Below are 24,720 nucleotides of genomic sequence, written 5' to 3' on the forward strand. Positions count from 1 at the left end.
TCACCATGATCGGATATGTCGTCGACCATCTGGGCCGTCCGCGTGCGGGAGTGACCCTGAGCGACGGGATCACTCTCACCACCACCTCCGCCGACGGAAGGTTCCATATCGTTCCCCAAGGTCCGTTCGTCTTCCTCACCCGTCCGGCAGGCTGGACCTGCGCGCCCTGGTTCGTGCCCGCCACGGCCGCCGAGGTGACCTTCACGCTGACACCCGACAACCAGCCCGACCTCTACCGGTTTGTTCATATCTCCGATACGCACATCAGCACAGACAACGGTGCGAGGCTCTACCAGGAACCAGTCGAGATGGGCAGCCGCGACGGGCTGGCCGAGTTCCTGAGGAGCCTGCCCGAGCGAGTGCCGGGACTGCACTCGGTGATCGCCACCGGCGACCTGACCGATTCGGGAGTGGACGCCGAGTACGAGGCGCTCCGCCTCGCCGTCCACGACAGCCCCGTTCCCGTGCATCTGCTGCCCGGCAACCACGACCACATGGCGGGAAGGCACGGGTTCGAGACCTCCCGCAACAACTACTTGATCAACACCGGAGACCCCTCGGGCTACGAGCGCAACGTAGGCCCGCGTTGGTACTCCTTCGACCTGCCGGGCCTGCATGTGGCGGCGCTCGACTGGCACACCCACGAACTGGGTCTGGATCATGAACTCCAGGACGCCTGGCTGCGCGCCGACCTGGAGTCGCTCGCCGCGGGGACGCCGTGGATCCTGCTCAGCCACGACCAGCCCGGCCTGTCGATCCTGGAAGGCCTGCCCCACCAGCCGCTGGCCACCTTCTCCGGCCACTGGCACACCTCAAGGGTCATTGAGGTCGGCGGAACGCTGCACGTCAACACGCCCACGCCGCTCTTCGCGGGCCTGGACTACAGCCCGCCGTCCTACCGGGTGGTGACCTGGGACGGCGAGCGGATCACGCTGGAGACCCGAGCGGTCGCCCCCGCAGGTCTTGAACGCTCCACCTTCTCCGCGCCGATCCATGCCGTGGCGGTGCCCCGCCCGGTTCGCTGGCGGCACCAGCTTCCCGGCCCCGGACAGCGGGCCGCCGTCCGCGTCGCCGAAGATCTGGTCCTGTCCGCTGTCGTCGACGAGGACAGAGCCGCGGGCGGGGTCGACGCGATCGACCTGGCCTGCGGATCGCTGCGATGGCGTACGGCACTGCGTTCGGCGGTCAAGGGGACGCCCGCGGTCCACGCGGACGTGGTCATCGCGGTCGAGGTGTCCGGCGACGTCGTCGGCCTGGATCTTGCCGACGGGACGGAGCGGTGGCGTACCACTTCACCCGATCCGCTGCGGAGGTTCGCTTTCACTCCGCCCGTCGTGGCCGGCGACCTGGTCATCGTGGGTGACCTGGCGCACCTGCGCGCACTCGACGCCCGCACAGGCGAGCCGCGCTGGGAGCGCGTGGACCTGGCCCCGCACATCAACCTGGTCGGCAACGCGGCCCCAGTCGTGTCCGGAGACCTCGTCCATGTCGGCAGCCTGGGCGTCCCGCCCACCATGATCTGCCTGGAGGTCGACACCGGCGCCACCGTCTGGCCGACCGGCTACTCGACCGCCTCGCTCGCCGACCGGCTGCGGCAAGGTGCCTCCCCGGTCGGCACGCCGCTCCTCGACAAGGGCGACCTGTACATCCCGACCAGCAAAGGCGTCGTCAAAGTGGACGGCGGAAGCGGCGAGGTCCTGTGGCAGGTGCGTAACCGCAGGGGGTTCGTGCCGACGACTCCAGTGGCGGTGCCGCACGGCATCGCGGTCGTGGACGGGGGCACCGACCTGGTGCTGCTGAACAGGAGGGACGGCGCGGAAATCTGGCGGACCACCTTCCAGGCCGCCGGCCCCTTCTCTATGACCAGCTACGCGGTCACACCGCACCCGGTCTTCGCCTCTCCCTCACAGGTGACCGTGGATGGTACGGAGCTCCTGCTGGTACCCGGCCTCGATGGGCGGATCCACGTGGTCATCGCGCAGACCGGAGAGCGTCGCGACGACATCGAATTGGATGTTCCGATCGCCGCGTCCCTGGCGGTGACGGGGGATACCTTGCTGGCCGTCGGCGTCGACGGCGGCGTGCTCGCGATCGACCGGCGGGTGCTGGGATGACATCCTATGCGTCAGTGCCGCCGCACGAACGGGTGACCGCCGCACTGCCGGTCGGATCCGCGATCGCCCTAGCCCCCACCGGCCATGGTCACAACACGCTGGGCATCAGGCCCGAGCACCTGCGGCTGTCCGCGGACGGACCGTTGACGGCGCGCGCGCCGAGGTCGCGCTGGTCGAGTCCGCAGGACTCTATGACGTCGTCCATCTCGACCTCGGCCGTGCCGGGCGCGTGGCCGGCGGGCACCGTCGGCGGGCCGGCAGGTCACGCTCTCCTGCGGCCCCGGCGATCTGCTGGCCTTCGACGACCGCTTCCTTGGCACCGTCGCCGAGCTTCCCCTCCTCGAAAGCAGCTTCTGCACCTCATGACCCACCTCAGCGACATGCTCGTGCTGTTCGACGTGAACGGCACGCTCATGGACGACACCCATCGCGCGCACGCCGCCACCAACGACGTCCTGTCCAGCAGGCGCCTCGCTCTTCTGTCCTTGAAGGAGTTCCTCGACCGGTTCCGCCTGCCGTTGCTCGATTTCCTCACCGACCTGGGCGTTCCCGACACCGACATCGCGCTCGAGGAGTGGAACCGTGCCATCGCCGACCGCGAGGCACCTGCCCGCGCCGGGGCCGAGTGTCTTCTTCGCAGCCTGCGCGCCGCCGGCGCCCGTGTGGGCGTCGTCTCCGCCGCGGCCGCCTCAGCCGTCCATGGCGACCTTGACCGCACCGGACTCGCCCCTTACCTGGACGTCATCGTCACCGACGCCGACGACAAGATCGCACATCTGGACGCCCACCGCGCGAATCACGCGAGGCTCGTCTACGTCGGGGACACCGAGTACGACATAGCCTGCGCCCGCACCGCCGGCTACATGGCCATCGCCGTCACCGGTGGTTACCGTTCGGAATTCTTCCTCCAGGCCGCCCACCCCGACGCGATCATCAACGACCTGGGCGAGCTGCCGCGCGTCCTGGGGCATGAGGCCACAGGCATCACCACACGCGGCTCGGCAGGAGACACCGGGCCTGGCGGCCACGACTTCCGGTTCTAAGCACGCCCTCTATCGTCAGGAGACACAGGACACATGCGCGTACACCACCTCAACTGCGGCACGATGAATGTCCAAGGCATCCCACTCGTGACCCACATCCTGGTCGTCGAGACCGACCAAGGTTTGGTGCTCGTGGACACCGGCTTCGGCACCGCCGACGTCGCCGACCCCGCCGGGAGGCTCGGGCCGCTCCGCCTCCTCCTGAACCCGGCGTGCTCACCCGCCGAAACTGCAATCACCCAGATCCGGTCGCTTGGATACACCGCCGATGACGTTAGACACATCGTGCTGACCCATATGGACTTTGACCATATCGGCGGACTGCCCGACTTTCCGGGCGCGGTCGTGCACACCACCGCCGCTGAACAGCAGGCCGCGATGATCACCTCGGACGAGGTGGAGAAACAACGCTACCGGCCGGTCCAATGGGCCCATCGTCCCATCATGTCGCTCTACGAAGGCCCAGGCGAGCCATGGCGTGGTTTCACCGGCGCCTACCAGGTCAACGGGCTCGACGACCGATTCGCGCTCATTCCCATGCCAGGCCACACCCGGGGCCACGCCGCCGTCGCCATCGACGTCGGAGACGGCAGGCTGCTCCTGCACGCGGGCGACGCGCTCTTCGACGGCAGCAGCGCGAACCTCACAGACCACACCGGACGCCCGTTGGAACTTTGGCCGGAGTTCCGGCAATTCGAACAGCAGGCCGCCATCGATCCCGGTGCCATCGCCGCCAATCACCGCCGGCTCGCCCAGCTCAACACCGAGCCCGGCGTTGAGATCGTCTGCTCCCATGACCCCCGTGTCCTCGCCGCGATCACAACTCTCCGTTCCGGCCTGTCTGCCGAATCCGGCGACCCCCTGACGAGGCCATAGGTGAGGCGGACCAGGCGGCTGACCGGCTGGGCATAGAGGAGCAGCAGGATCGCGGCGACGCGGGCGTGGGGAGGGCCGGTCTGGTCGATGAGGATCTCGCGGAGGAGAGCGAGCCGCTGCTTGGAGGTGAGCGGGGCGGCGCGCCGGCCCGTGTGCGGCATGAGCTTCGGGGGGCGCGCCAGCTTGTTGCGCTGAGACCACCGTAGGAAGGCGCGCAACGCGTTTCGTTCGTCCGCGGTGTGCTCGGTGACCCATGCGTCGAGGTGCGCCTGACGGCAGTCGGCCAGGGTGAGGTCCCGATCGGCGAGCCAGGTCAGGAAGCGGGTGGCGTAGATGATCTGCTGTCCGGCATAGCTCCGGCTGGAGGGCTTGACGGGATGGATCTGGCCGGTGCCGTCGTCGAGCAGTTCGGTCAGCCGATCGATGAGGGTGCAGCCGGTGCAGAGGCGCCGGGCGTGGAGCTTGCCTTCCTCGCCGCGGCGTGAACAGCGGTAGCACGGCTTGAACCCGGCGCAAGTGCTGCAGATCGGCTTCCCGTCCTCGGGCCGCAGGCCAGGCAGGACAGGTGCCGCGCAGCCGCAGCCCCCGGTCGACGCAGGTCCGGCAGACAGGCCCATCGGGCCACCACCCGGCGGGGTAGGACAACCGCCGGCACCGGGTGCAGGTCCGTTTCACGCTCATCCTTCGGGGGTGATCCGGGCTCGTCGGGGCCGCAGATGGGCAGGGGGCGGCGGGGTGGGGACGTCGCCGTCGGCGGTCTTGCGGACTCCGGCGTTCTGCGCCTCGACCGGGACGAGGTTCGTGGGCGTGGTCTGGAAGATGTCGCAGAATGCGGCCAGGAGCTGCAGGGACAGCCGTTCGGGGGGCCCGGTGACGAGCCGGTGGACCTGGGAGGCCGACAGCTTGATTCCGCGCTCGGCGAGCAGCGGGTCCAGCTCGGTCGTGGCGAACATGCCGTGGGCGGCCATGATCTCTCGCAGCCGCCAGGAGTAGGTGACCTTGCGCTTCACGACGGGCCGCCCTTCGCGGCGACGGCGGCCAGCGCCTGCGCCACCGTGGTGTCCAAGGCTCGTCTCAGGGTGCGGGTCCGGAAGTCGGAGGACACACAGGTGTAGATCGCCGTGGTCGAGGCGTGCTCGTGGCCGACCTGCTGGCCTTGCCGAAGCGCACCAGGCAGACGCCGTACTGGCCGAACCATGCCCGCCACCGCGAAGAACCCGAACAGCCCCAGAGCCAAGAAAGACCTGGACCGCAAGGCCCGGTCCGGCGCAGACGAGAACGCTCACCGGCGGGGCGGCAAGCGTCGCTGAGAATTGCCGAATTGTTCTTGCAGCCTCCGTGCGCATCTGGTCGTCCTTGTCGAACAGGCGGACGACACCGGTGCGAGGGGTGATGGAGACCGTCGTCGAGCCGCAGGCGCGTACTCCTCAGCACGGACGCCGGCACCCAGCAGCGTGAGGATGATGGCCGCGTGCGCACCATCCGTCCTTGACGACGGTGAAACCCTCACCCAAGGGCGCGGGCCAGGGACTCGGCTCTGCGGTGGTCGTACGGTGCGGCCAGGCGTTCGGCGGTCGCCATCGCCTGCTCGGCCGCCCGCCTGGCCTGCCTGCGCCCGCCCAGGGCGGCCAGGATCAGTGCGAGGGCCCAGCCGATCCGGGCGGCGGCGCCGGGGTTGCGGGCGGCGTACCGGGAGAGGTGCCCGAGCAGGAGGGGGGCCACGGTCCGGTCCTGCCCCGCGTCCCCGAGCAGCTCGGCGAGGCCGGTCCAGCACTCCAGCATGCCGAGCTGCACCGCCGGCAGCCGCTCGGCCAGCGTCAGCGCCTCGGCCAGCGCCGCAGGCGCCCGCGCCGGATCCAGGCGGGCCGCGATGGTGAGCAGGCGCAGCTCCTGGATCGTGCGGCTCGCCGGGCTGTCGCGCAGGCCGATCTCCTTCGCGTGCATACGCCGCCGCTCGTGCGAGGCGCGGGCGGCCGCCAGCAGCTCCCGGATCCGCTCCACCGGCACCCCGTCCAGGCGCAACAGCGCTTCCGCCCGGCCGGTCAGGCACCAGTGGCGGCCGATGTCGTCCCCGCCCACCCGCGCGACCGCCAGCTCCTCCGTCTCCGCGTACCCGGTGGCCGCCGCGGCGAACTCGCCCTGCCACAGCGCGGTTTCGGCGAGCATGCCGGCGCAGTTCTCGGCCACCCGCGGGTCGATCGTCCGCGACCGTCCCTCCGTGAACGACCGCCTGGCGTCCTCGAAACGGCCCGCGTGGAGCAGGTCGATCCCGCGGGCCAGCCGGGCCCGGTGCACGGCCTCATCCGGGTGGTCGATGACGGAAAGTACCTGGTCGGCGAGGTTGCCGTAGTGGGTGGCGATCCGGTGGCGGCCGGCGAGGCGGGCGATGGTGGCGAAGTTCGCGTAGGACTCGGCGCGCAGGGCGGGGTCGGTGCCGCGGTCGGCGGCGTTGAGCTGACGCAGCGAGGTCACCAGCATCACGGGGAGGTCCTGCTGGTGGTAGGCGAGCCGGGCGAGCAAGGTCAGCGCCTGCGCGGCCTCGGCCTCGTCCGTACGGGGTACGGGGAGAAGACGGCGGGCGGCCGTGGTCGGCAGGAGGCGGTGGGCGGCCTGGCGGGTGGCGGCGGCCAGGAGAGCGGTCGCGAGGTCGGCGGGGGTGGTGGGGAGTGGCTCGCCGAGCGTGTCGAGGGCGGCGCGGGCCAGGCGGGTGGCGGCGCGTTCCCTGGCGAGCTGGTGGGAGCTCACCGCAGCCATCCGGAGCAGGCGGGCCCGCAGGCGCAGGTCTTCCGGAGGGCGGTCGAGGTGCTCGCGGACGATCGTCACCGACTCCTCGTACAGGCGCAATCGCAGGCACAACGTCCAGTAGTGGTCCAGGAAGCGCGGCTGCCCGGAGACCCGCCAGGCCAGGCGGATGTTGTCCATCTCGGCGCCGAGCACGCGGACGACCTCGGCGTCCGAGCCGTCCTGGAGCGCGGTGGCGTGCCGGTCGAGGAGGCGGGCGTAATGGCGGGCGTGCCGTTCGGGTACCCCCGGGTCCTCCAAATGGGCGGCGGCGAGCCGCTGGATGAGAGGGTGGAGGGTGTACCGGCCGGACGGGGTGAGCTGCAGCATGCTGTGGTCGACCAGGTGGACCAGCACCTCGGGGCTGGTTTCGGCGACCTCCAGGGCCGCGCGCAGGGTGCAGCCGCCGCCGAACACCGACAACGACGCCAGCGCCGACCGCCTCGCCGGGTCGAGCAGCCGCCAGGACGTCTCGAAGACCGTACGCATGCTCGCGTGCCTGGACCGTGCGGCGGGCCCGGCCGTGGAGAGCAGCCCCGTGTCCACGCCGAGGCGTTCGGCCAGGTCGGCACAGGGCACGGCACGCAGCAGGCCGGCCGCCAGCTCGATCGCCAACGGCAGCCCGCCGGTCGCGGCGCAGATCGCGGCCACCAGCGGGGCCTCGCGCTCGGCGTCGAACCCCGGCTGGGCCTTGAGCGCCCGCACGACGAACAACGCCTCGGCGGCCGACTCGGCAAGCCCCTCCACCGGGACGATCACCTGCCCGGGCACGTCCAGCCGCCGCCGGCTGGTCGCCAGCACCCGCACACCCGGCGCCACCCGCAGGATCTCCGCGATCACCCTGTCGAAGGACGGCAGATGTTCGAGATTGTCGAGCACCAGCAGCGTCGAACGACCGGCGAGGGCGGCGAGCAGCAGCTCGGCGGCGGGCCGTGGCGGCGAGAGGTCCACGCCGAGCCGGCGCGCGAGCGTCGTCACAGCCGCCTCCGCCCGCACCCCGGCAAAGGATACGAACGCGACATCCGCCAAGGAAGGGGACGCGGCGTTGTGCTCACCGGGCTTCGCGGAGGAGGGAGAGGGGGCATTGCGCTCGCCGGCTCGCGCGGAGGACACGGAGGATAGGGACGCGGTGTCGTGCCTCCTGATCCCCGTGGAGGCGAGGGACGCGGCATCCCGGCGCCCGACCTCCGCCGCGGCGATGGCCAGGCGGGTCTTGCCGATGCCGCCCGGGCCCGACAGGGTGATCAGGCGTTCCCGGGCCAGCAGGGCACTTAGGCGGCGGATGTCGGACTCGCGGCCGACCAGCTCCGACCCGGGGACCGGCAGGGCAGCCCGGCGGGCGGTCGCGGGCCGGGGCGTGAGGTCCTGGCGGAGCGCGCGGGTCTCGGGTACGGGATCGACGCCCAGCTCGCGCGCCAGCCGCAGGCGCAGCTCCTCGTAGCAGGCCAGGGCCGCGGCCCGGTTCCCGGTCCTGGCCAGGGAGGCGATCAGCACCCGGTGGGCCTCCTCGTCGTACGGGTCCAGCCCCGTCACGATCCTGGCCAGCCGTACGACGTGTTCGGAGGCGGCGGGCCCAGCGCGTACGAGCAGCTCGCGCAGCACCAGCCGGGCCCGCTGCCGCTCGCACTCCAGCCACCCGGTGAACGCGGGCGCGTCCCCGAAGGAGAGGCCGTCGAGGAACTCCCCGCGCCACAACCGGAGCGCCCCCGCCACCGTCGAGCCCTGGGTGAGCTGCCAGTAGTCCACGAAGCAGTCGTCGTCGGCGCGGAAGCCGACGTGGTCGCGGGTGATGTCGAGCCAGCCGCCCACGTCCTTGCGCAGCTCCGACAGCGCCAGCCGCAGGCTGCCCCTGGCGTTGGCGTCGGGGCGCTCGCCCCACAGCAGCCCCGCGAGCTCGGCCCGTGAACGCGCCCCCGGCGTGGTGGCGAGGTAGCAGAGGAGTGCCCGGGTCTTGGCGGAACGGATCCGCACCGGTCTTCCCCCGACAGCCAGCTCGGGCGTGCCGAGCAGCAGCAGACTGAAGGAGTCTCCCATACGAAGATAGTAGGCACGTGCCTGCCGCCCGACTATGTCAGAAGACACGGAGAGCGTGTGCTCTATGCCATTGACCTGCGATCTAACGATGCGCTCACGCTGCGTCCGCGACTCTGATACCGCGTTTCGCGACGGTCGCGAAACGTCAGCGTCTCCAGGAGGAGCAGCATGCATTCTCGTAAGGTGATCGCCGCACTCGCCCTGGCCGGAGGTCTGGTGGCGCCGATGGCGTTGGCCGCGACCCCGGCGGCCGCCATGGCCGGCTCGTGCCGCGTGGAACTGTACGACATCGACGCCGGCAACGTGGCCGACCGGGACGGCCGGGACGAGCTCCGGTTCCTGGTCGATGGGAACCTGTTCCCCAGGATCAACGCCAACTACTTCGGCATGAACGCCGGTGACGACGGGGATCCCGGCGACTTCGAAGACCCGACCTCGATCATCCTGAGCACCCAGGACGTGGTCTTCGACCTGCGCGAGGTCGACGGCCCGATCTGGGGACAGGGCGACCGGCTCGGCACGGTGACCGCCTTCGGCAGCACGTGCGCCGGGCTCGCCACGGGCGCCACCAGGACCATCACGAGGACCCTCACCGGGACCGAGCAGACGGAATACTCGTACGTGGTCAGCCTTGAGATGACCGCTCTGTAACCGCCCTCGGAGCCGAGGCCGCGCTGCCGCCGCGGGGCAGCGCGGCAAGAGCGTCGGCGGCGCGGCCGTCGTCGACGAGGCCATGCTGTCGATCGGCATCGACGATGAAAGCCACACGAGAGCTCCGGCAGCCGGCGACCGCCGGCGAGATACCCGCCGAAGACGACGACTTTCAGCGGCGGACGCTCGTCCTCGGAGCGGGCGCGGACGACAGTGCGGGACGTGACGCAAGACGCGCCCCGCCCTCCCGGCAGTGCGCACCTTCTCGCACTTCCAGGAGCGGCAGACCCGCCGCGTACCGCCGGAGGAAACCGGCGGTCGGGGTGTCCGCGGTCGCGACGGCGTCCGGGGTGCCCTCCGCGATCACCGCGCCCCCGTCCGGACCGGCTCCCGGCCCCAGGTCGATCACCCAGTCCGCGGACGCGGCGACGGGGATGTCATGTTCGGCCACGACGACGGTGTTGCCCGAGTCGAGCAGCACATCGAGCGCATCCACCACACGCTGGATGTCGGACGGGTGCAGGCCCGAGACGGGTTCGTCGAGAACGACAAGGCCGGCCTTGCGGCCCGCGGCACCGCGCTGGATCGCGGACGCCAGCTTCAGCCGCTGCGCCTCGCCGCCGGACAACTCTGTGGCGCTCTGGCCGAGCTGGAGATAGCCAAGCCCGACCTGGTTCAAGGCTCCCAGGGTTTCCGCGAGTTGCCGGGGTTCGGAGAACCGCTCCACAGCCTCGGCGACGGTCAGCTCCAGCACCTGATCGATGGCCAACCCCTGATACCTGATCTCCAAGGCCTCCGGCTTGTAGCGCCGACCCTCGCACGCGTCGCAGACCACCCAGACATCCGGCAGGAAGTGCATGTCGACCAGCTTGCGGCCATAGCCGGTGCAGGTTTCGCAGCGGCCGCCACCCGCGGTGTTGAAGCTGAACCAGGAGGCCTTGACCCCGCGTCCGCGCGCCACGTCGGTTTCGGCGAACAGCTTGCGGACAATGTCGAACGCCTTGCTGTAGGTGGCCGGGTTGGACCGCGGTGTCCGCCCGAGCGGTTCCTGATCGACGACGGCGACCCAGTCGACCCCCTCCAGGCCGGTCACCTGTCGCACCGTGTCGGTCGTCGTCCCGTTCAGGGCGGCCTCCACGTTCGCCGCGAGCGCGCCGAGCAGGCTGCTCTTGCCGCTGCCGCTCACCCCGGTCAGGCAGGTGAGCCGACCGGCGGGGAAACGCACCAGGTCCGCGGTCACGTTGTGCGCACGCAGGCCGTGCAGCTCCACCCAGCCGGTGTCATCCCCGGCCGGACGGCGGGTCCGGCGCAGCCGCGGCCCCTCACCGGCCAGATAGCGTCCGGTCAGCGACGTCGGGTGGGCGGCCGCGTCGGCGGGAGGCCCCGACACCAGGATCTCACCGCCGAGGCGGCCCGCGCCGGGCCCCATATCGATCACCCAGTCGGCCCGGGCGATCAGCTCGGGGTCGTGCTCGACCAGGAGCACCGTGTTGCCGGCCTTGCGGAGCTCCAGGGCGATGTCGAGCAGGTGCGCCTTGTCCGCCGGATGCAGCCCGGTCCCGGGCTCGTCCAGGACGAAGACGATGCCGCTCAGCTCGGTGCTGAGCTGCGCGGCGAGCCGGGTTCGCTGCAACTCACCCCCGGACAGCGTCACCGCGCTCCGGGACAGCTGGAGATGGGACAGGCCGAGCCGGTCGAGGATCCCGAGCCTGCGGCCAAGGTCCTGCAGCAGCGGCTCACCCACCTCGCGCTGCCGGGTGCCCAGGTCGCCGGCCACACGCTCCGCCCAGCCGCACACCTCCCGTACGTCCACCTCGAGCAGGTCGGGATAGGTCAGCCCGCCGAGCCGCACGGACCGGGCCACCTGGTCGTACCCGCTGCCGCCGCAGGTGCCGCACGGCTGCTTGCGCATGTACGGCAGGTAGCGCTGCTTGGCGCTGGAGGTCTGGGCGTTCACGAACACCCGCTCCACCTCGGCGAGCGCGCCCCGCAGCGGCTGGCTCAAGGTGTAGGTCACCGAGACCGTCTCCTTTTTGTTGGGCACGTCGACGGTCGCCTTGACCTTCTCCTCACCCGTGCCGTACAGCACGCAGCGGCGGAACTCCTCCGGCAGCGACTGCCACGGCCGGCCGAGGTCCACGCCGCGCTTCTCGGCGAGCGCCGGCACGAACGCGTGCTCCCCTGACCGCCACTTGGCGTACCAGGGCGAGGCCCCCTCGAAGAGCGGAAGCTCCGGATGGGTGATGACCAGGTCCTCCTGCGCCTGCCAGCGCCCGCCCACCCCATGGCAGTCCGCGCAGCTCCCTTCCGGGGTATCGCGGTTGAAATGAGCGGTCGTCAGATGCCCGTCCCCACTCTCCGTCGCCGGGTCCGCGTCGATCCCCGGAAGGCGCGAGTACAGCAGCCCCAGATGCCCGTCGATGCCGGTGATCGTCGCGACCGTGGACCGGGGGTTGCGGTTCAGACGGCGCTGGTCGACCGCGAGCGTCGCGCCGAGTCCCAGGATGCGGTCGACCTTCGGCCGATTGCGCTGGGTGATGTACTGCCGTACGAACGGCGAAAGCCCTTCCAGATACCGCAGCTGGGCCTCGTTGTGCAGGGTGTCGATGGCCAGCGAGGTCTTGCCGCTGCCGCTCACGCCGGTGAAGGCGGTGAGCCACCCCTTGGGGATGCTCACCGACACGTCCCGCAGATTGTTGGTACGAGCCCCCACCACCTCGATGGCCTCGCACCCCATACTGGCGACATCCCGTACGAACGCAGTCAACCTTCGTCCACCCTCTCGCAACACGGCAGAACATGGGCGGCCAGCCGCCACCCATGCCGAACAAACCGATCAAGCCACTACCCGGCGGCCGCTCGTCACAATGGCGCTGAGCGGCCGCTTCACCACCCCCGTCGGCGCCGACCGGTGAACCCATGGTCGCTCTGAAACCCGACGACTTGTGTCATGTTTTTCTTCCGTTCCGCGGACGCCGCCGGGCCGGCGCGGATTTGATGAACGCCGGCGCGTCGAAGTCGTCATCGTCGTCCGCTGACGTCTCACTCGCCTGCTCCTGGCGGTCTCCGGCCGCCTCGGCTCCGCCGGACGTCGAACGATCTTCGGCGGAGTCGGAGGTGAGCGAGTCCAGTTCGTCTGCTCGCCGGAGGTCCTTGGGGCGGCCGAGGGCGCGGCGCATCCGGATCAGGTCCTGTCGGGAGACGTAGTGCACTTCCAGGCCGCCCGGGTCGACTGCGGTGATCGCGTGGTCGAGGCACTCTCGGACGTGAAGGTTGCCCCAAGGGAGCGCCGGGGTGCAGCAGTCGCCGCCGGCTCCGGGTGAGGTGAACTGCACTTTGGGGCGGAGAAAGGAATCCGGGTGAGTTGCTACGGGGTTGCCTGTTTCGTCGGCGAGTTGAGCGTCGACGGAGGTGAAGGCGGCCGCCAGGGCCGGAGCGTGAGCCGGCACGCCATCCCAGAGCAGGTCCAGATCGCCGGTCAGTTCGGTGGATCCATGCATGATGCCGGCGACCTGCCCGATCACGACGGCTCGGACGCCGTGGCGGTGGAGGGCTTCGAGCAGCGGGAACGGGTCGAAGCCGAGGGCACCGTCGGTGCCGATCGTGCCGACGTCGTCGTCGGCGTCCTCGTGGCCCAGGCCGGTGCCCGCCCGGTCGAGAGCCAGTTCACGGGTACGTCGGGCGGCGGTACGGAGTCGTTCCAGCGGTTCGTCGATCATCTGACCCATGCAACACCCGGCCGCACTCATGGCGCACTCGAATCCAGCGGCGACCGGCCCGTTGGTCTGCCCGGCTGAAAGCCTGCTGCGCCGGTCGCCGGGGTCGTCTCAGGCATCCGGCACCGTGGCGAGGCCCGCTACCAAACGCCTGGTGGCGGGCCTCTTCGCGTGGACGTCTCCGGGTCACCTAAACGGAGAAGCTTCCGCTCCCAGGTGCGACGTGGGTGCCGTAGCCGGGCTGGACCGTGAGGGAGGGGCCGAGGCAGAGCGGGTCGGAGTAGGTGCGGACAGGTTTATCGGTCTGGTTGATGAGCACGTGGGCGGCGGGGGGCAGCTTCACGCAGCCGCTGGGATCGGTGTAGACCTTCAGCGGTATGGGCTCGACCTCGAAGACGACCACCTCGCCGGTGGCGGCCTGTGCCGGGACCGGGGTCCCCAGCAAACTCATGGTGGCACCTGCGGCCACAAGGGCAGTGAATCTCAGGCGAGACTTGAGAGAAACGGACACTGGCGCTCCTCGGGGGAGAGGGCCCACTTGCCGGGCCTGTTCTCTGTGGTGTCCCCCGTCTCAACTGTCTCACCAGTCAGATATCACAGATGTCACCCGGTTGGGCACGTACGGTAATCGCCCCTGGGTGATGCTCCAAGGTGCAAGCAGGCGACAGGTCCGGGCCTGGGCGGGCAACAGGTGGAGACCGCGAGCCGCTCAGTGTCAGGCTGTGTGCCGGTAGGCGGGGTAGGTGAGGTAGCCGGCATCGCCACCCTGGTACCAGGTGGACTCGTCGTGCGGTGCGATCGGGAGCCCCTGGCGCAGCCGCTCCACCAGGTCGGGATTGGCGATGAAGGCGCGGCCGAAGCTGATCAGGTCGGCGCCGAGCCCCAGCCAGTGATCAGCGGCTGTCTTGTCCGTCTGCCGAGGGGCCATCGGGAAGACCGGGTTGACGATGAGCGCGGCGGGCCAGGCCTTGCGCAGCCCGACGAGCACGTCCTCGTCGGTGCTGGCCTCAAGGTGGACGTACGCCAGATCCAGGGGGGCCAGCTCGGCGAGCAGCGCGCCGTACAAGGCGGGGACGTCGGTGTCCTGCGCGCCCCAGATGCCCGCGCCGGGGGAGAGTCGGATGCCGGTCCGGTGGCCTCCCACCGCCTCGACGGTCGCGGACACCGCCTCCACGGCGAATCGGATCCGGTTGGCGATCGATCCGCCGTAGGCGTCGGTGCGCAGGTTGGCGGTACTGGAGAGGAACTGGGCGATGAGGTAGCCGTTCGCGCCGTGCAGTTCCACGCCGTCGAAGCCGGCGTCGACGGCCCGGCGGGCGGCCTCGGCGTAGGATCGCGCGTGCTCGGGCACCTCGGCGGTCTCCAGCGCCCGCGGCACGGGTGCGGGCTTGGGGCCTGTCGGGGTGAACACCTCCCCGGCGGCGGGAACGGCCGAGGGACCCACCGGCCGCATCCCCGTGGTGTCGGGGTGGGAGACCCGGCCTGAGTGCATGATCTGGGCGAAGACGCGCCCGCCGTTGGTGTGGACCGCATCGGTGACCGGCAGCCAGGCTGTGACCTGCGCGTCGGTGTACAGCCCCGGGGTGCCGGGGTTGGACTGCCCGACAAGGCTGGGCTGCACCCCTTCGGTCACGATGAGCCCGGCAGTGGCGCGCTGGGCGTAGTAGGTCACCATCGACGGTGTCGCCAGGCCGCCCGCACCCGCGCGGACCCGGGTCATCGGGGCCATCACCACGCGATTGGGCAAGCTCAGCGCACCGAGCTGGTAGCGGTCGAACAGGGTCGTCATTTCTGCGCGCCTTTCGGGGTTCCTGCGGATGGTCGCGTCCGTCGGCTGGATGCGAGGACTAAGCTAAGACCTGACACTGACGTCAGATGCAAGCGTTTAGTCGAGGATTTTCGATGGGAGGTGCGATGCGGATCGGGGAGTTGGCGTCGCGGACCGGGGTGAGCGTCCGTTCCCTGCGCTACTACGAGGAGCAGGGCCTGCTCGCCAGCACGCGCAGCACCAGCGGCCAGCGTCACTACACCGACGACGAGATCGAGCGGGTGAGGTTCGTCCAGCGCCTGTACGCCGCCGGGCTCTCCAGTCGTACGATCGTCGAGCTGTTGCCGTGCGTCGACTCGCCCAGCGAGCAGAACTCCGACGAGGCGTTCGAGCGGCTGGTACAGGAGCGAGACCGGATCGACCGGCACATCAATGAGCTCTCCGGCGCCCGTGACGCCCTCGACCGGCTCATCGACGCCAACCGCGCGCACCGCGATCGGCTGACGACTCGCCGACCTCAAGCCCTTCCGGGGACGCGTTGACCACTGGGCCTTCTCCTCCTCGGTAACGGCCTTCTTCAACGAGCCGCAGGACAAGGACGGTCCGCTCCGGGGCTCGTCACGCGAACCCGGACGGAGGGCCGACAGGGCGGGCGAGGTCTCGATCACCGCAGAGGCCTGGCCGGCCCGACGTCGGCCCCGGCGCGGTTTGGCCGCACCCCGCAAAAACGTTAAGGTTATTAACGTTATGAACGTTAACGAATCCAGGACTGAAACCGCGGACGGACCGCCCGAAGTCCTGACCAGGTGGACCGGCTTCCTGCTGAACTGGGTCGCAGCCCACGCCCGCGAGGCCTATGAGCAGGTCGCGGCGCAGGTCGGGCTGAAACCACAGCACCTAGGCGTGCTCACCCAGATTCAGCACGGCCCGATGATCCAGGCCCGGCTGAGCGACCGGCTGAGGGTGTTCAAGCCCGTCATGGTCACCCTGGTGAACGAGCTGGAGGCGATGGATCTGGCGGAGCGCCGGCCGCACATCGGCGACCGCCGCGCGATGGAGGTACACATCCTTCCCGCCGGCCTGGACAAGATCCGGGAAGTCGAGCGGCTCAGCGAGCAGGCCTCGGCGGAGTTCTTCAGCCCGCTCACCCTCAAGGAGCAGCAGACCCTGCACGGTCTGCTCGCCAAGCTCGCCAAGGACGGCCCTACCGGCGCCTGGCAGTCCCCGCGCTGACGGAGAGCGCCTCGATCCAACCGCGCCCCCAGAGCCGATCGACGCCTGGGGTCTTGTCAGGAGGAACACATGCACGACACGGTGCAGACCCAGCAAGGTCTGGTCCGCGGCCGTACCCACGAGGGCGTCGTCTCGTTCAAGGGCATCCCGTACGCCGCCGCACCCGATGGCGCGCGGCGTTTCCTGCCGCCGCGACCGGCCGCGTCCTGGAACGGAGTACGGGAGACCGGCGCTTTCGGCGGCGCGCCACCGCAACGACCGCCGGCGCCGGGGGTTCCGGCGGTGTGGCAGCCCGGCGACGGCCTGGACTGCCTGACGGTGAACGTCTGGACCCCGGCCCCCGGGGACACGCGCCTGCCGGTGATGGTGTGGATCTACGGTGGCCAGTGGACTCACGGCGCCGCGGCGATGCCGCACTACGACGGCTCGGTCCTGGCCGGATCCGGAGTGGTCGTCGTGACCTTCGACTACCGCACCGGATTCGAGGGCTTCGGTCACCTGCCCGGCGTACCCGACAACCGTGGCCTGCTGGACCAGCTCGCCGCGCTCGCCTGGGTCCAGGACAACATCGCCGCTTTCGGCGGCGACCCCGGCAACGTCACCGTCTTCGGCCAGTCCGCCGGCGGCGCGTCCGCCGCCCTGCTCGCCGCAGCGCCGGCCGCCGCCGGCCTGTTCCGGCGGTGCATCGTGCAGAGCCTTCCCGCGGGCCACCTCGGCGCCCCCGAAGCCCAGCGGGTCACCGAACGGCTCGCGGCAGCCGTCGGCACCGCCCCTACCCGAGACGCTCTGGCCGCGCTGCCCGCCGAAGCCCTCCTGGAAGTGCCGGACGCCCAGCTGACCGGCGGGCGCCCCGGCGGCGCGTTCGCTCCCGTCATCGACGGTGACCTGGTCACCGCGCCTCCCTGGCAGGCTCTCGCCGACGGGCGTGCCCGCCACATCGACCTGCTCTGCGGCTTCACCCACGACGAATACCGCGGGTTCCCGCCCCCGGCCGACCCGGCGCGGATCGACCTGGCGGCCGTCGCGACCGGCTTCGGCCTCGCCCCCGACGCCGCCCCGGCCTATCGGGCCGCCTACCCCGACAGCACCGTCACCGAACTGTTCACCACGCTGATGTCCGACGCCCTGGTGCGCATGCCGACCACCTTCACCGCCGAAGCACACGCCAGGACGGGCGGCCGCACCTGGCTGTACGACTTCGCCTGGCAAGGAGCGATCGGCGCCGCCCACGGCATCGACCTTCCGTTCGTCTTCGGCCTGCCGCACACCCGCTACGCCGCCCGTTTCCTCGGCACCCCGCCCCCCGCCGGCTTCGCCGCCCTGTCCCACCGGATCCGCACCGCATGGACCGCTTTCGCCGCTACCGGCGACCCCGGCTGGCCGCCCTTCGACACCCGGCTCGGCTCCACCCGTATCTGGGACACCACCCCCACCGACACCGCTTATCCCGTACCGGACTCCCACCGCATCTGGGGGCGGACACAGCCATCCCCCGCAGTGCCGAGTTGAGCGGGAGTGTGACAACGAAGCCCCGGCCCCTGCAGAAGAGGGGGCCGGGGCTTCGTCCTGTCGGTAGTCGGCGAGGAGTCGTCCGCAAGCGGGCGGATAGTTGATCATCCGTCAGGCGGACGCCGTCTCCACTGTGCGCGACTCATACTTTGGCCCGCACCACGCGGCCTCCCTGGCCGTATTCGCACGGGGAAAGGAACCAACAAGATGAGGACGTACAGCAAGGCGGTACACGCCGCGGTGGTGGCCGCTTCGGCGGCGGCCCTGGCCGTGGTCTCGCCCGCACCGGCCGCGTCCGCGGCGGCGGTGACGATCAGGGTCGTACCGGCCTATTCCGAGACCCAGGAGGAATCCTCCTCCTGGTTCGTCTGCCCCACCAACCAGGTGCTCACGGGGCGGTCGCACCGCGGGGACGAGAACGCCGACACGACGTACACCTGTAGCTGGATTTTCATAAACGACGAGCAGGTGCAGGTGAGCATCGGCGACTGGAGCCTCGAATACCGGGAGAACAACTCCAACTACTCCTCCCCGCCGAACCAGGCGCTCGTCGGGCGTCGGCACATCCTCGACGAGAACGGCTGGACCCGGTACCGCTCCGCCTCCCTGGCGTGGCGGGGACAGACGGTGCGGCTGATCGATCCCCTGTGGACCGGCGACCTCAAGGAGAGCAACCACAACTACCAGACCGGCACCCAGCGGGTTCTGATCGGTCGCGCGCACTCCGGGGACGAGAACGGCAACACCCGCTACCAGCACGCCTACGTGACCATCGACGCCTGACCCCGGAAAGGAAGACGACATGAAGAAGTTCGCGTTCGCCGCGCTGGCGGTCGCCGCCGTCGCGGCGCTGAACATCCCGGTCCCGGCCTCGGCGGCGACGATCAAGGTCGAGTACGTCTACAGCGGAACCGTGAAGGAGTCGGGGGGCGAGGCCTCCTGCCCAGAGGGCCAGGTCATGACCGGGCGGTCGCACTACGGGGACGAGAACGCCGACACCACCTACCAGTGCAGTTGGATTTTCATCGACGGCGTGCAGGTGGAGGTGTTCACCGGCGACTGGTACGGCTACGCGAAGGAGAGCAGGTCGAACTTCTCCGCACCGCTGGACCAGGCGATCGTCGGGCGTTGGCACCACGGTGACGAGAACGGCTCCACCATTTACAAGACCGGGGCTCTCTACTGGCAGGGGATTCAGGTCCGCATCACCGACCGGACGTGGACGGGTTCCTACACGGAGAGCGGCCACACCACGCAGGCCGGTTTCAACCAGGTCATGACGGGGCGCAACCACAGCGGTGACGAGAACGGCAAGACGTACTACCAGTACGGAACGGTGACGTTCGCGGGCTGACAGGGCCGATCGCCGCCGCCCACCCCCGGGCGGCGGTCTTGTCACAGCGGCGACAACAGGACAAGGCGCCTCTCCCGGCACGCTCGCCGTGACGGTCGAGCCGACCACGGAGCACGGGAAGTCGTTCAGCGATCTGAGATATCCGCCCATTCGTCTCACAGATCTGAGGCATGATCGCTGAAGTGCGGTTCGCCACATCGGTGACCCCTGGAAGCCGGCACCCGATCGCCCTGGAGAAGTCGTCATGACCATGCCCGAGCACATCGCGACCTGGCGCGACGCTCGCTACGACATGCCCGTCAGCCGGCAGCTGGAGCGCTACAACGAGCTGGCCGCCAGGCACGCGTCGGCTCGCGCCCGGATCGAGCTGGTGGACCGGGGAATCTATGACCCCGTCCGGCATGGAGCCGATGACCGTCCTCCGCTCACCGTGGCCGAGCACGTCGAGCTGCTGGCGCTGGCGGAATGCATCGCACGCACCGTGCGTCATCCCGCCAACGTCCACCACGCGTTACTGGCCGGGGTCACCTGGGCCGACATCGCCCGCATCGTCGACTCCGACGAGCCCACCGTCCGGCGGGACTACCGGCGGTGGGCCGACGACCAGCACGACCTCAACCGGCACGACCCCGGCCTCGGCATGACCGCCGACGAGCACGTCGCTGCGACCGCCAGAGCCGCGGAGGGGATTTAGAGCACCGCTCTAACAAGGGAGGAACCCCTGTTGATCCGGGGGCCGTCAGGCGGCGCCCTGAAGGACTTCCTCGACCGCATCGACGCCGACTGACCGGGGCCACACCGCCCGCGTGTGAGAAGGCGGGGCATGCGGGCGGCGCGGGGGTGGCCGTACGCCGTCAGGTGAGCGGGTCGTACTGGAACGCCCGGACCTCCTGCGAGCAGCGGCAGGAGGCCGCGATCTTCTTCGCCCACTCCAGCGCCGCCTCGCGGGAGGGCAGGTCCAGGATCGAGCCCTGCGCCAAGGCCGTGCACCCCGGTCCTTCATGGTCGGTGAGACGGCTTTTCTCCGCCCCCTGACCATCGAGCATGAGCCAGATCATCGAAGCCCTGTCCCGTCGATGGAGCTGGCAGACTTCGACCTTGACCTTCTCCTCACACCTGAAGGCGGGGGTCTCCACGCTCAAGGAGATTCGATGACCGCAAAGACGATCACCGCCGCGGCCGCGGGCAGCTTCGAGCTCGGCGACCTGCCGGTCAACCGGATCGGGTTCGGCGCGATGCGTCTGGCGCAGCACGGCACGGTGTTCGGGAACAGCGTCCCGAGCGATCGCGGTCAGGCGATCACCGTGCTGCGCCGCGCGGTCGAGCTCGGGGTGAACCACATCGACACCGCGGCCTTCTACTTCTCGGCGCTGCGCTCGGCGAACGAGCTGATCAACCGCGCGCTGGCGCCGTACCCCGATGACCTGGTCATCGTCACCAAGGTCGGGCCGGGCCGGGATCCGTCGGGTGAGTGGCTGTGGGCCAGGCCGGAGCAGCTGCGCGGCCAGGTCGAGGAGAACCTGCGTCAGCTCGGCCGGGATCACCTCGACGTGGTGAACCTGCGCATCCCGCGGAGCCAGGCGACCGGCTCGATCGCCGAGCATTTCGGTGCGCTGGCCGACCTGCGCGACGCGGGGCTGATCCGGCATCTGGGCATCTCCAACGTCACGCCCGCGCACCTCGCCGAGGCCCAGGCCATCGCACCGGTGGTCTGCGTGCAGAACGCCTACGGCATCGGCGCGCGGCCCGAGGACCACGAGTTCCTACGTATCTGCGGGGAGCAGGGGGTGGCGTTCGTACCGTTCTTCGCGATCGCCGGTGCCGGGCGCGAGGCGGGGGCGAGCGTCACCGACAGCGAGGAGGTGTTCGCCGTCGCACGCGCGCACGGTGTGACGGCCGCGCAGGTCCGGCTGGCCTGGACGCTGCAGCGCGGGCCACACGTGCTGGCCATCCCCGGCACCGGCAACCCCGACCACCTGGCCGACAACGTGGCCGCCGGCGCCCTGCGGCTCTCACCGGACGAGATGACCCGCCTCGACTCCCTTTAGAGGAGTAGGCATCGAGTGCGAGCGGCACGACTTCGGCCACTACGCTTTGCCGATGTCGGCGGAAAGAGAATTCGTGAGCTCTGATACGCGGTTGTACGACCTGCTTCTCTCGCACGTCGAGCAATACGACGACGAGACCAGCCCGTTCGAGCAGTTCGCCGCCCTCTGGTGCGAGGGCCGGGATCCGCGGTCGATCGCCGCCCTGCTCGGTGCCGATCTCGGCTCTGCCCGTATGTGCACCCTCGCCGGGGTCTGCGACGACCTGGACATCCAGTACGGTGACGGCGTGATCCTGGCCGGGCAGGCCGGTACGTGGACCCTGATCCTCCAGGTCGCGGGTTTTACCGTCGTGCTCGAAGAAAACCTCATGCGACTCTCCGAGGACGGCCGCCGGGCCCTGAGCGTGAGCTGGGACATCGGCGGTAACGAGGAAATCCACTACGCGGTGAACGGCACTGTGGCGGTGAGGCTCTCCTTCATCCTCCCCGAACACCGCACCGGGACGGATATGACCGCGCTGGATCCCTTCATGAACGGGCTGAGGTTCGAGCTGGACGAGTACGGCGAGTCGATCGAGGAGAGCATCTCGTCGGCTTTTGTCCTGGCGGGCCGGGTGACCGGTGAGGAGATCCACGCGGCCTGGCTGGATTCCCCGCACGAGCGCTTCGTTATCCCGCGCACGCGTTGACGGCTGCTCGCGGTGATCGAAGTGGCCCGGTGGGATACGGCCGGTAGCTCGCATGGATGATGCCTGGGTGCCGACGGACGGCTCCGATTCCGAGGTGCGACGTCGTGCGGGCATGGATTTTCTTGTGGCAGTCCATCGGATTCGAAGCTCACCCAGGGGGTGTGGCTCGCACATGATCCGTGCGGGGTCGGTCTGTCCAGCGGGAAGTCGAGCTGTTCAGGGAGTGGAACAGGTGAGTCTCTTGGTGAACGCCCGGTTGATGGCGGGGTCGCGGCCGTTGACGTAGCGGGCGGTGGGTTGGTAGCCGATACCGGTGTAGAGGGCGAGGGCCGCGGCGTTGCGTACGCCGGTCTCCAGGATGGAGCGCTGGGCGCCACTCCGTGTGGCGTGGTGTTCGAGCGCGGTCAGGATGCGTTCGCCCAGGCCGAGGCCGCGTAGGCGTGGGACGGTGTACATCTTCTTGATCTCGATGGTGTGGGTGGGTTCGTCGAAGGTGCGGTAGCCGCCGCAGGTCACCGGGGCGGTGTTGAGGTAGCCGATGAGGAACAGGCCGTGGGGTGGGGTGTAGGAGGCGGGGTCGGCTTCGAAGGGGTCGGCGTAGCCGTAGCGCTGTTGCTGGTCGTCGAAGAGGGCGCGGACCAGGCGGGTGGCGTCCGGGTGGTCGTAGGGGCGGGGCCGGATGAGGAAGCGGGCGGCGATCATGTCTGGGCCAGGGCGGTGTCGAGGTGGGGGAGGAAGGCCGCGACCGCCGGGGAGCGGCTGCGGCGGGCGAAGGCGGGGCGTAGGCGGCGCAGGTAGGTGAGCGCGCGGACTGACTGGACCTCATCCAGCCGGGTGAGTGCGGCCCGGCCCGCGTCGACCGACGCTTCCATGTCGCCGCGCAGCAGGTGGGCGTGGGTGAGGAAGGTGGTGTGCAGGAGGGCGGAGCGCGGGTAGTCGGGGCGGGCACCGATCCCGGAGATCGGAGCGAGGAGATCGATGGCCTCGTTGAGAAGGGGTTTGCGGTAAACGGTCATCTGCTCGCCCAGGACGACAAGGGCCTGCCCGGTCTCGGCGGCCAGTTGGTCGGGCTCCAGGTAGTAGAGGTAGGTCGGGGCGACCTCGGCCGAGTCCAGCAGTTGCCGGGCCTTCTCTGAGGCCTTGCGGAATGTGGAGAGGTCTCCGGCGGCGGCTGCGGCGGTGGCGACGCGGCCGGTGATCCGGGCTCGCGTGACGGGGTCGGCCGGGCAGCAGCGCTCGGCCGCCGAGGCGATGTGGACGGCTTCCTGGCCGTGGCCGGCGAAGGCGGAGATGTAGGCGAGCATGCCGATGGCGTTGGCGGCCCGGCCCAGCTCGCCCAGTCCTCGGGCGACCCGTTCGCTGAGGAGGAGGTAGCGTTCGGCGGCGCCGGGGCGTTGGGCGTCGAAGTGGACCCAGCCGACGAGTTGGGCGAGGTCGGCGACGATGGTCAGGAGCTGGTGCCCGACGGCGGGCTCGTAGTCGGCGCACTGCACTAGGTCGAGGACGTTGCGCAGTTCGCTGGTGATGTAGCGCAGGCTGAGCGCACCGCCGCCGTGCTGGTCGTCGAGTTTGCGCAGTGCTTCGACGTGCGCGCCGATCAGTCGTACCTGGGGTGGCAGGACGCGGTCGCGGCCCGTGTGCCGGTGGGGTTGTGACACGGTGGCGTGCAGGCCGTCGAGTACGGCGGCGGCTAGGTCGGGTCCGGAGGCGGCGGCGACGTCGGCGTGTTTTCCGGTGCTGAGGCTCGTCAGGTCGCTGAGCGACTGGAGCATGTCCTCGACGTTCGCCGACGGGCCGAGAGTGGCGACGGCGGGCAGAGGCGAGGGTTGCCGGGACGGCCAGAGCTGTTCGACCCGGATCGTGCAGCCGAGGTGTTCGGAGAGCACGATGGCCGCCACCGAGGGGATGGGGTCGTAGGGCTTGTAGCCGTGCCGGACCCAGGCGTAGGGGGCGGTGGGGTCGATACGCCGGGTACCGAGGCCGCGTCCTTCCAGCCAGGAGTTGATCGCGGCGGCGAGCTGGCGCGGGTTCATCTTGGCGCGTTGCAGGATCTCGGCCAGTGCCGTGGGCGTGTGCGTCATCCGGGCCTCCCTGTCTCCAGCGAACGGTAGCTCGATGGCTACAGCATGTGAATGGTCTTGGAGGTCAGGGCTGTTGACCTTCACGACCTTCACGGGGTGGTCGGGAGGTTCACGACCTTCACAGCGGAAAGTTCATCACTCTGTGTCGCGTCGCTGGTCCACTGGGTGACGGACGGCGGGACGGTATACGGCCTGTCGACGAGACCCGGGAGGTACGGCGTGGCACCCTCGATCAGGCTCCACGACTACCGCGTACTGGTGAAGACCCTGCGGCCCGGCTCCGCCGCTCATCGGGCCCGAGCCGTCGTCAGGCAGGTGCTCCAGAACGCGGGCTTCGACGGTGAGGAACTCAGCGACGCCGAGAGCGCCGTTGCCGAGTTGGCAGCCAACGCCGAGGAGCACGGCTGGCAGCCCTTCGAGTTGCGCGTCGTCTTCGTGGACGGTGAGCCGTCCTGGTGCGAGGTCATCGACGCAGACCGGGACCTCGACGGTATCCCCGCCATCCTCGATCGGCTGCGCGCCTGCGGTGACGAACCCGATCTGAGCCTGTTCGCCGAACGCGGGCGCGGGCTGCTGCTGGTGCACGCACTGTCCAAGGGCCGCTGCCGGGCGTATGTGACCCGGATGTGCGCCACCGGGACCCCAGGTAAGGCCGTCGGGTTCGCGCTGCCCACCAAGACCGGTCCGTGTCCGAGCTCCCCCGTGCCGGATGACGGACCGCCCCAGAAGGCCGGTGCCCACCTTCCCACGCAACCGTGGGCACCGGCCTTCCTCGACCACTGCCCGCCTTCTTGACCTCAGGGCCGGTGGCGGTGACCAGGGGC

The 24,720-nt window shown here is 70.0% G+C and carries 23 protein-coding genes; 13 read left to right on the forward strand and 10 right to left on the reverse strand.

The window, feature by feature from the left end; all coding sequences use genetic code 11:
- The first annotated feature begins 5 nt into the window (after nt 1-5).
- The 3 genes from ACFQVD_RS03290 to ACFQVD_RS03300 all read left to right on the forward strand — a co-directional run bounded on the left by ACFQVD_RS03290 (nt 6) and on the right by ACFQVD_RS03300 (nt 4,033).
- The gene (locus ACFQVD_RS03290; RefSeq protein WP_343963482.1) at nt 6-2,114 is read left to right on the forward strand and encodes an outer membrane protein assembly factor BamB family protein; all 2,109 of its coding nucleotides are present in this window, start codon (nt 6-8) and stop codon (nt 2,112-2,114) included.
- A 362-nt stretch (nt 2,115-2,476) separates the two neighbouring features.
- Nucleotides 2,477-3,157, forward strand: a complete 681-nt coding sequence (locus ACFQVD_RS03295) for an HAD family hydrolase (protein WP_343963484.1) — start codon at nt 2,477-2,479, stop codon at nt 3,155-3,157.
- 33 nt (nt 3,158-3,190) lie between these two features.
- The gene (locus tag ACFQVD_RS03300) at nt 3,191-4,033 is read left to right on the forward strand and encodes an MBL fold metallo-hydrolase (protein WP_343963486.1); all 843 of its coding nucleotides are present in this window, start codon (nt 3,191-3,193) and stop codon (nt 4,031-4,033) included.
- Between the two features lie 677 nt (nt 4,034-4,710).
- On the opposite strand, the gene ACFQVD_RS03305 is transcribed toward ACFQVD_RS03300, so the two are convergent.
- From ACFQVD_RS03305 to ACFQVD_RS03315, 3 genes are all read right to left on the reverse strand, one after another.
- The gene (locus ACFQVD_RS03305) at nt 4,711-5,043 is read right to left on the reverse strand and encodes a helix-turn-helix domain-containing protein (RefSeq protein ID WP_343963488.1); all 333 of its coding nucleotides are present in this window, start codon (nt 5,041-5,043) and stop codon (nt 4,711-4,713) included.
- Complete coding sequence (locus ACFQVD_RS03310) at nt 5,040-5,270, reverse strand: hypothetical protein (protein ID WP_343963490.1); 231 nt, start codon at nt 5,268-5,270, stop codon at nt 5,040-5,042. The genes ACFQVD_RS03305 and ACFQVD_RS03310 overlap by 4 nt, the downstream gene beginning before the upstream one ends.
- A 269-nt stretch (nt 5,271-5,539) precedes the next feature.
- The gene (locus tag ACFQVD_RS03315) at nt 5,540-8,848 is read right to left on the reverse strand and encodes an ATP-binding protein (protein ID WP_343963492.1); all 3,309 of its coding nucleotides are present in this window, start codon (nt 8,846-8,848) and stop codon (nt 5,540-5,542) included.
- A 168-nt stretch (nt 8,849-9,016) separates the two neighbouring features.
- Between ACFQVD_RS03315 and ACFQVD_RS03320 the strand changes: the two genes are divergently transcribed.
- A complete protein-coding gene (locus ACFQVD_RS03320) occupies nt 9,017-9,499 on the forward strand; it encodes a hypothetical protein (RefSeq protein ID WP_343963494.1) in 483 nt (160 codons plus the stop codon).
- Between the two features lie 172 nt (nt 9,500-9,671).
- On the opposite strand, the gene ACFQVD_RS03325 is transcribed toward ACFQVD_RS03320, so the two are convergent.
- From ACFQVD_RS03325 to ACFQVD_RS03340, 4 genes are all read right to left on the reverse strand, one after another.
- Nucleotides 9,672-12,266 carry an excinuclease ABC subunit UvrA gene (locus tag ACFQVD_RS03325; protein ID WP_343963496.1) on the reverse strand — a complete coding sequence of 865 codons (2,595 nt, stop codon included), beginning with the start codon at nt 12,264-12,266 and terminating at the stop codon, nt 9,672-9,674.
- Between the two features lie 181 nt (nt 12,267-12,447).
- A complete protein-coding gene (locus ACFQVD_RS03330) occupies nt 12,448-13,218 on the reverse strand; it encodes a hypothetical protein (protein ID WP_343963498.1) in 771 nt (256 codons plus the stop codon).
- Between the two features lie 187 nt (nt 13,219-13,405).
- Entirely contained in the window at nt 13,406-13,666 is a 261-nt protein-coding gene (locus ACFQVD_RS03335; protein WP_343963500.1) for a hypothetical protein, read from the reverse strand.
- Nucleotides 13,667-13,930: 264 nt separating this feature from the next.
- Nucleotides 13,931-15,004: an alkene reductase gene (locus tag ACFQVD_RS03340; protein WP_343963502.1), complete on the reverse strand. Its 1,074-nt coding sequence runs from the start codon at nt 15,002-15,004 to the stop codon at nt 13,931-13,933.
- Between the two features lie 125 nt (nt 15,005-15,129).
- Between ACFQVD_RS03340 and ACFQVD_RS03345 the strand changes: the two genes are divergently transcribed.
- From ACFQVD_RS03345 to ACFQVD_RS03370, 6 genes are all read left to right on the forward strand, one after another.
- On the forward strand, nt 15,130-15,525 hold the full coding sequence (locus ACFQVD_RS03345; protein WP_343963537.1) for a MerR family transcriptional regulator: 396 nt from the start codon (nt 15,130-15,132) through the stop codon (nt 15,523-15,525).
- Between the two features lie 205 nt (nt 15,526-15,730).
- Nucleotides 15,731-16,216 carry a MarR family winged helix-turn-helix transcriptional regulator gene (locus ACFQVD_RS03350; RefSeq protein WP_343963504.1) on the forward strand — a complete coding sequence of 162 codons (486 nt, stop codon included), beginning with the start codon at nt 15,731-15,733 and terminating at the stop codon, nt 16,214-16,216.
- A gap of 69 nt (nt 16,217-16,285) precedes the next feature.
- Nucleotides 16,286-17,725: a carboxylesterase/lipase family protein gene (locus ACFQVD_RS03355; protein ID WP_386270501.1), complete on the forward strand. Its 1,440-nt coding sequence runs from the start codon at nt 16,286-16,288 to the stop codon at nt 17,723-17,725.
- Nucleotides 17,726-17,932: 207 nt separating this feature from the next.
- Nucleotides 17,933-18,508: a hypothetical protein gene (locus tag ACFQVD_RS03360; protein ID WP_343963510.1), complete on the forward strand. Its 576-nt coding sequence runs from the start codon at nt 17,933-17,935 to the stop codon at nt 18,506-18,508.
- 19 nt (nt 18,509-18,527) lie between these two features.
- A complete protein-coding gene (locus ACFQVD_RS03365) occupies nt 18,528-19,079 on the forward strand; it encodes a hypothetical protein (RefSeq protein WP_343963512.1) in 552 nt (183 codons plus the stop codon).
- 244 nt (nt 19,080-19,323) lie between these two features.
- Nucleotides 19,324-19,773, forward strand: a complete 450-nt coding sequence (locus ACFQVD_RS03370) for a hypothetical protein (protein ID WP_343963514.1) — start codon at nt 19,324-19,326, stop codon at nt 19,771-19,773.
- Nucleotides 19,774-19,933: 160 nt separating this feature from the next.
- Here ACFQVD_RS03370 and ACFQVD_RS03375 read toward each other — a convergent pair whose 3' ends face one another.
- Entirely contained in the window at nt 19,934-20,221 is a 288-nt protein-coding gene (locus ACFQVD_RS03375) for a hypothetical protein (RefSeq protein ID WP_386368379.1), read from the reverse strand.
- Nucleotides 20,222-20,230: 9 nt separating this feature from the next.
- Here ACFQVD_RS03375 and ACFQVD_RS03380 point away from each other — a divergent pair, with 9 nt between their 5' ends.
- Both ACFQVD_RS03380 and ACFQVD_RS03385 read left to right on the forward strand, forming a co-directional pair.
- Entirely contained in the window at nt 20,231-21,127 is an 897-nt protein-coding gene (locus ACFQVD_RS03380; protein ID WP_343963518.1) for an oxidoreductase, read from the forward strand.
- Between the two features lie 73 nt (nt 21,128-21,200).
- Nucleotides 21,201-21,815, forward strand: a complete 615-nt coding sequence (locus tag ACFQVD_RS03385; protein WP_343963519.1) for a DUF6461 domain-containing protein — start codon at nt 21,201-21,203, stop codon at nt 21,813-21,815.
- A 216-nt stretch (nt 21,816-22,031) separates the two neighbouring features.
- Here the strand turns inward: ACFQVD_RS03385 and ACFQVD_RS03390 are convergent, their stop codons facing one another.
- Nucleotides 22,032-22,517 carry a GNAT family N-acetyltransferase gene (locus ACFQVD_RS03390; protein ID WP_343963520.1) on the reverse strand — a complete coding sequence of 162 codons (486 nt, stop codon included), beginning with the start codon at nt 22,515-22,517 and terminating at the stop codon, nt 22,032-22,034.
- Nucleotides 22,514-23,896, reverse strand: coding sequence for a hypothetical protein (locus tag ACFQVD_RS03395; RefSeq protein WP_343963522.1), 1,383 nt, complete (start codon nt 23,894-23,896; stop codon nt 22,514-22,516). The genes ACFQVD_RS03390 and ACFQVD_RS03395 overlap by 4 nt, the downstream gene beginning before the upstream one ends.
- A 219-nt stretch (nt 23,897-24,115) precedes the next feature.
- Here ACFQVD_RS03395 and ACFQVD_RS03400 point away from each other — a divergent pair, with 219 nt between their 5' ends.
- Nucleotides 24,116-24,691 carry an ATP-binding protein gene (locus tag ACFQVD_RS03400; RefSeq protein WP_343963524.1) on the forward strand — a complete coding sequence of 192 codons (576 nt, stop codon included), beginning with the start codon at nt 24,116-24,118 and terminating at the stop codon, nt 24,689-24,691.
- The last annotated feature ends 29 nt before the right edge of the window (nt 24,692-24,720 follow it).

Origin of the sequence: Streptosporangium amethystogenes subsp. fukuiense, from assembly GCF_042665875.1 — a bacterium.
Lineage (GTDB): Bacteria > Actinomycetota > Actinomycetes > Streptosporangiales > Streptosporangiaceae > Streptosporangium > Streptosporangium fukuiense.

Coding starts and splice junctions, on each gene's coding strand:
- ACFQVD_RS03345 (WP_343963537.1), top strand. CDS start 15,130: ATGCGGATCGGGGAGTTGGCGTCGCGGACCGGGGTGAGCGTCCGTTCC.
- ACFQVD_RS03315 (WP_343963492.1), bottom strand. CDS start 8,848: ATGGGAGACTCCTTCAGTCTGCTGCTGCTCGGCACGCCCGAGCTGGCT.
- ACFQVD_RS03330 (WP_343963498.1), bottom strand. CDS start 13,218: ATGATCGACGAACCGCTGGAACGACTCCGTACCGCCGCCCGACGTACC.
- ACFQVD_RS03390 (WP_343963520.1), bottom strand. CDS start 22,517: ATGATCGCCGCCCGCTTCCTCATCCGGCCCCGCCCCTACGACCACCCG.
- ACFQVD_RS03355 (WP_386270501.1), top strand. CDS start 16,286: ATGCACGACACGGTGCAGACCCAGCAAGGTCTGGTCCGCGGCCGTACC.
- ACFQVD_RS03380 (WP_343963518.1), top strand. CDS start 20,231: ATGACCGCAAAGACGATCACCGCCGCGGCCGCGGGCAGCTTCGAGCTC.
- ACFQVD_RS03300 (WP_343963486.1), top strand. CDS start 3,191: ATGCGCGTACACCACCTCAACTGCGGCACGATGAATGTCCAAGGCATC.
- ACFQVD_RS03335 (WP_343963500.1), bottom strand. CDS start 13,666: ATGAGTTTGCTGGGGACCCCGGTCCCGGCACAGGCCGCCACCGGCGAG.
- ACFQVD_RS03360 (WP_343963510.1), top strand. CDS start 17,933: ATGAGGACGTACAGCAAGGCGGTACACGCCGCGGTGGTGGCCGCTTCG.
- ACFQVD_RS03395 (WP_343963522.1), bottom strand. CDS start 23,896: ATGACGCACACGCCCACGGCACTGGCCGAGATCCTGCAACGCGCCAAG.
- ACFQVD_RS03295 (WP_343963484.1), top strand. CDS start 2,477: ATGACCCACCTCAGCGACATGCTCGTGCTGTTCGACGTGAACGGCACG.
- ACFQVD_RS03365 (WP_343963512.1), top strand. CDS start 18,528: ATGAAGAAGTTCGCGTTCGCCGCGCTGGCGGTCGCCGCCGTCGCGGCG.
- ACFQVD_RS03370 (WP_343963514.1), top strand. CDS start 19,324: ATGACCATGCCCGAGCACATCGCGACCTGGCGCGACGCTCGCTACGAC.
- ACFQVD_RS03340 (WP_343963502.1), bottom strand. CDS start 15,004: ATGACGACCCTGTTCGACCGCTACCAGCTCGGTGCGCTGAGCTTGCCC.
- ACFQVD_RS03290 (WP_343963482.1), top strand. CDS start 6: ATGATCGGATATGTCGTCGACCATCTGGGCCGTCCGCGTGCGGGAGTG.
- ACFQVD_RS03350 (WP_343963504.1), top strand. CDS start 15,731: ATGAACGTTAACGAATCCAGGACTGAAACCGCGGACGGACCGCCCGAA.
- ACFQVD_RS03320 (WP_343963494.1), top strand. CDS start 9,017: ATGCATTCTCGTAAGGTGATCGCCGCACTCGCCCTGGCCGGAGGTCTG.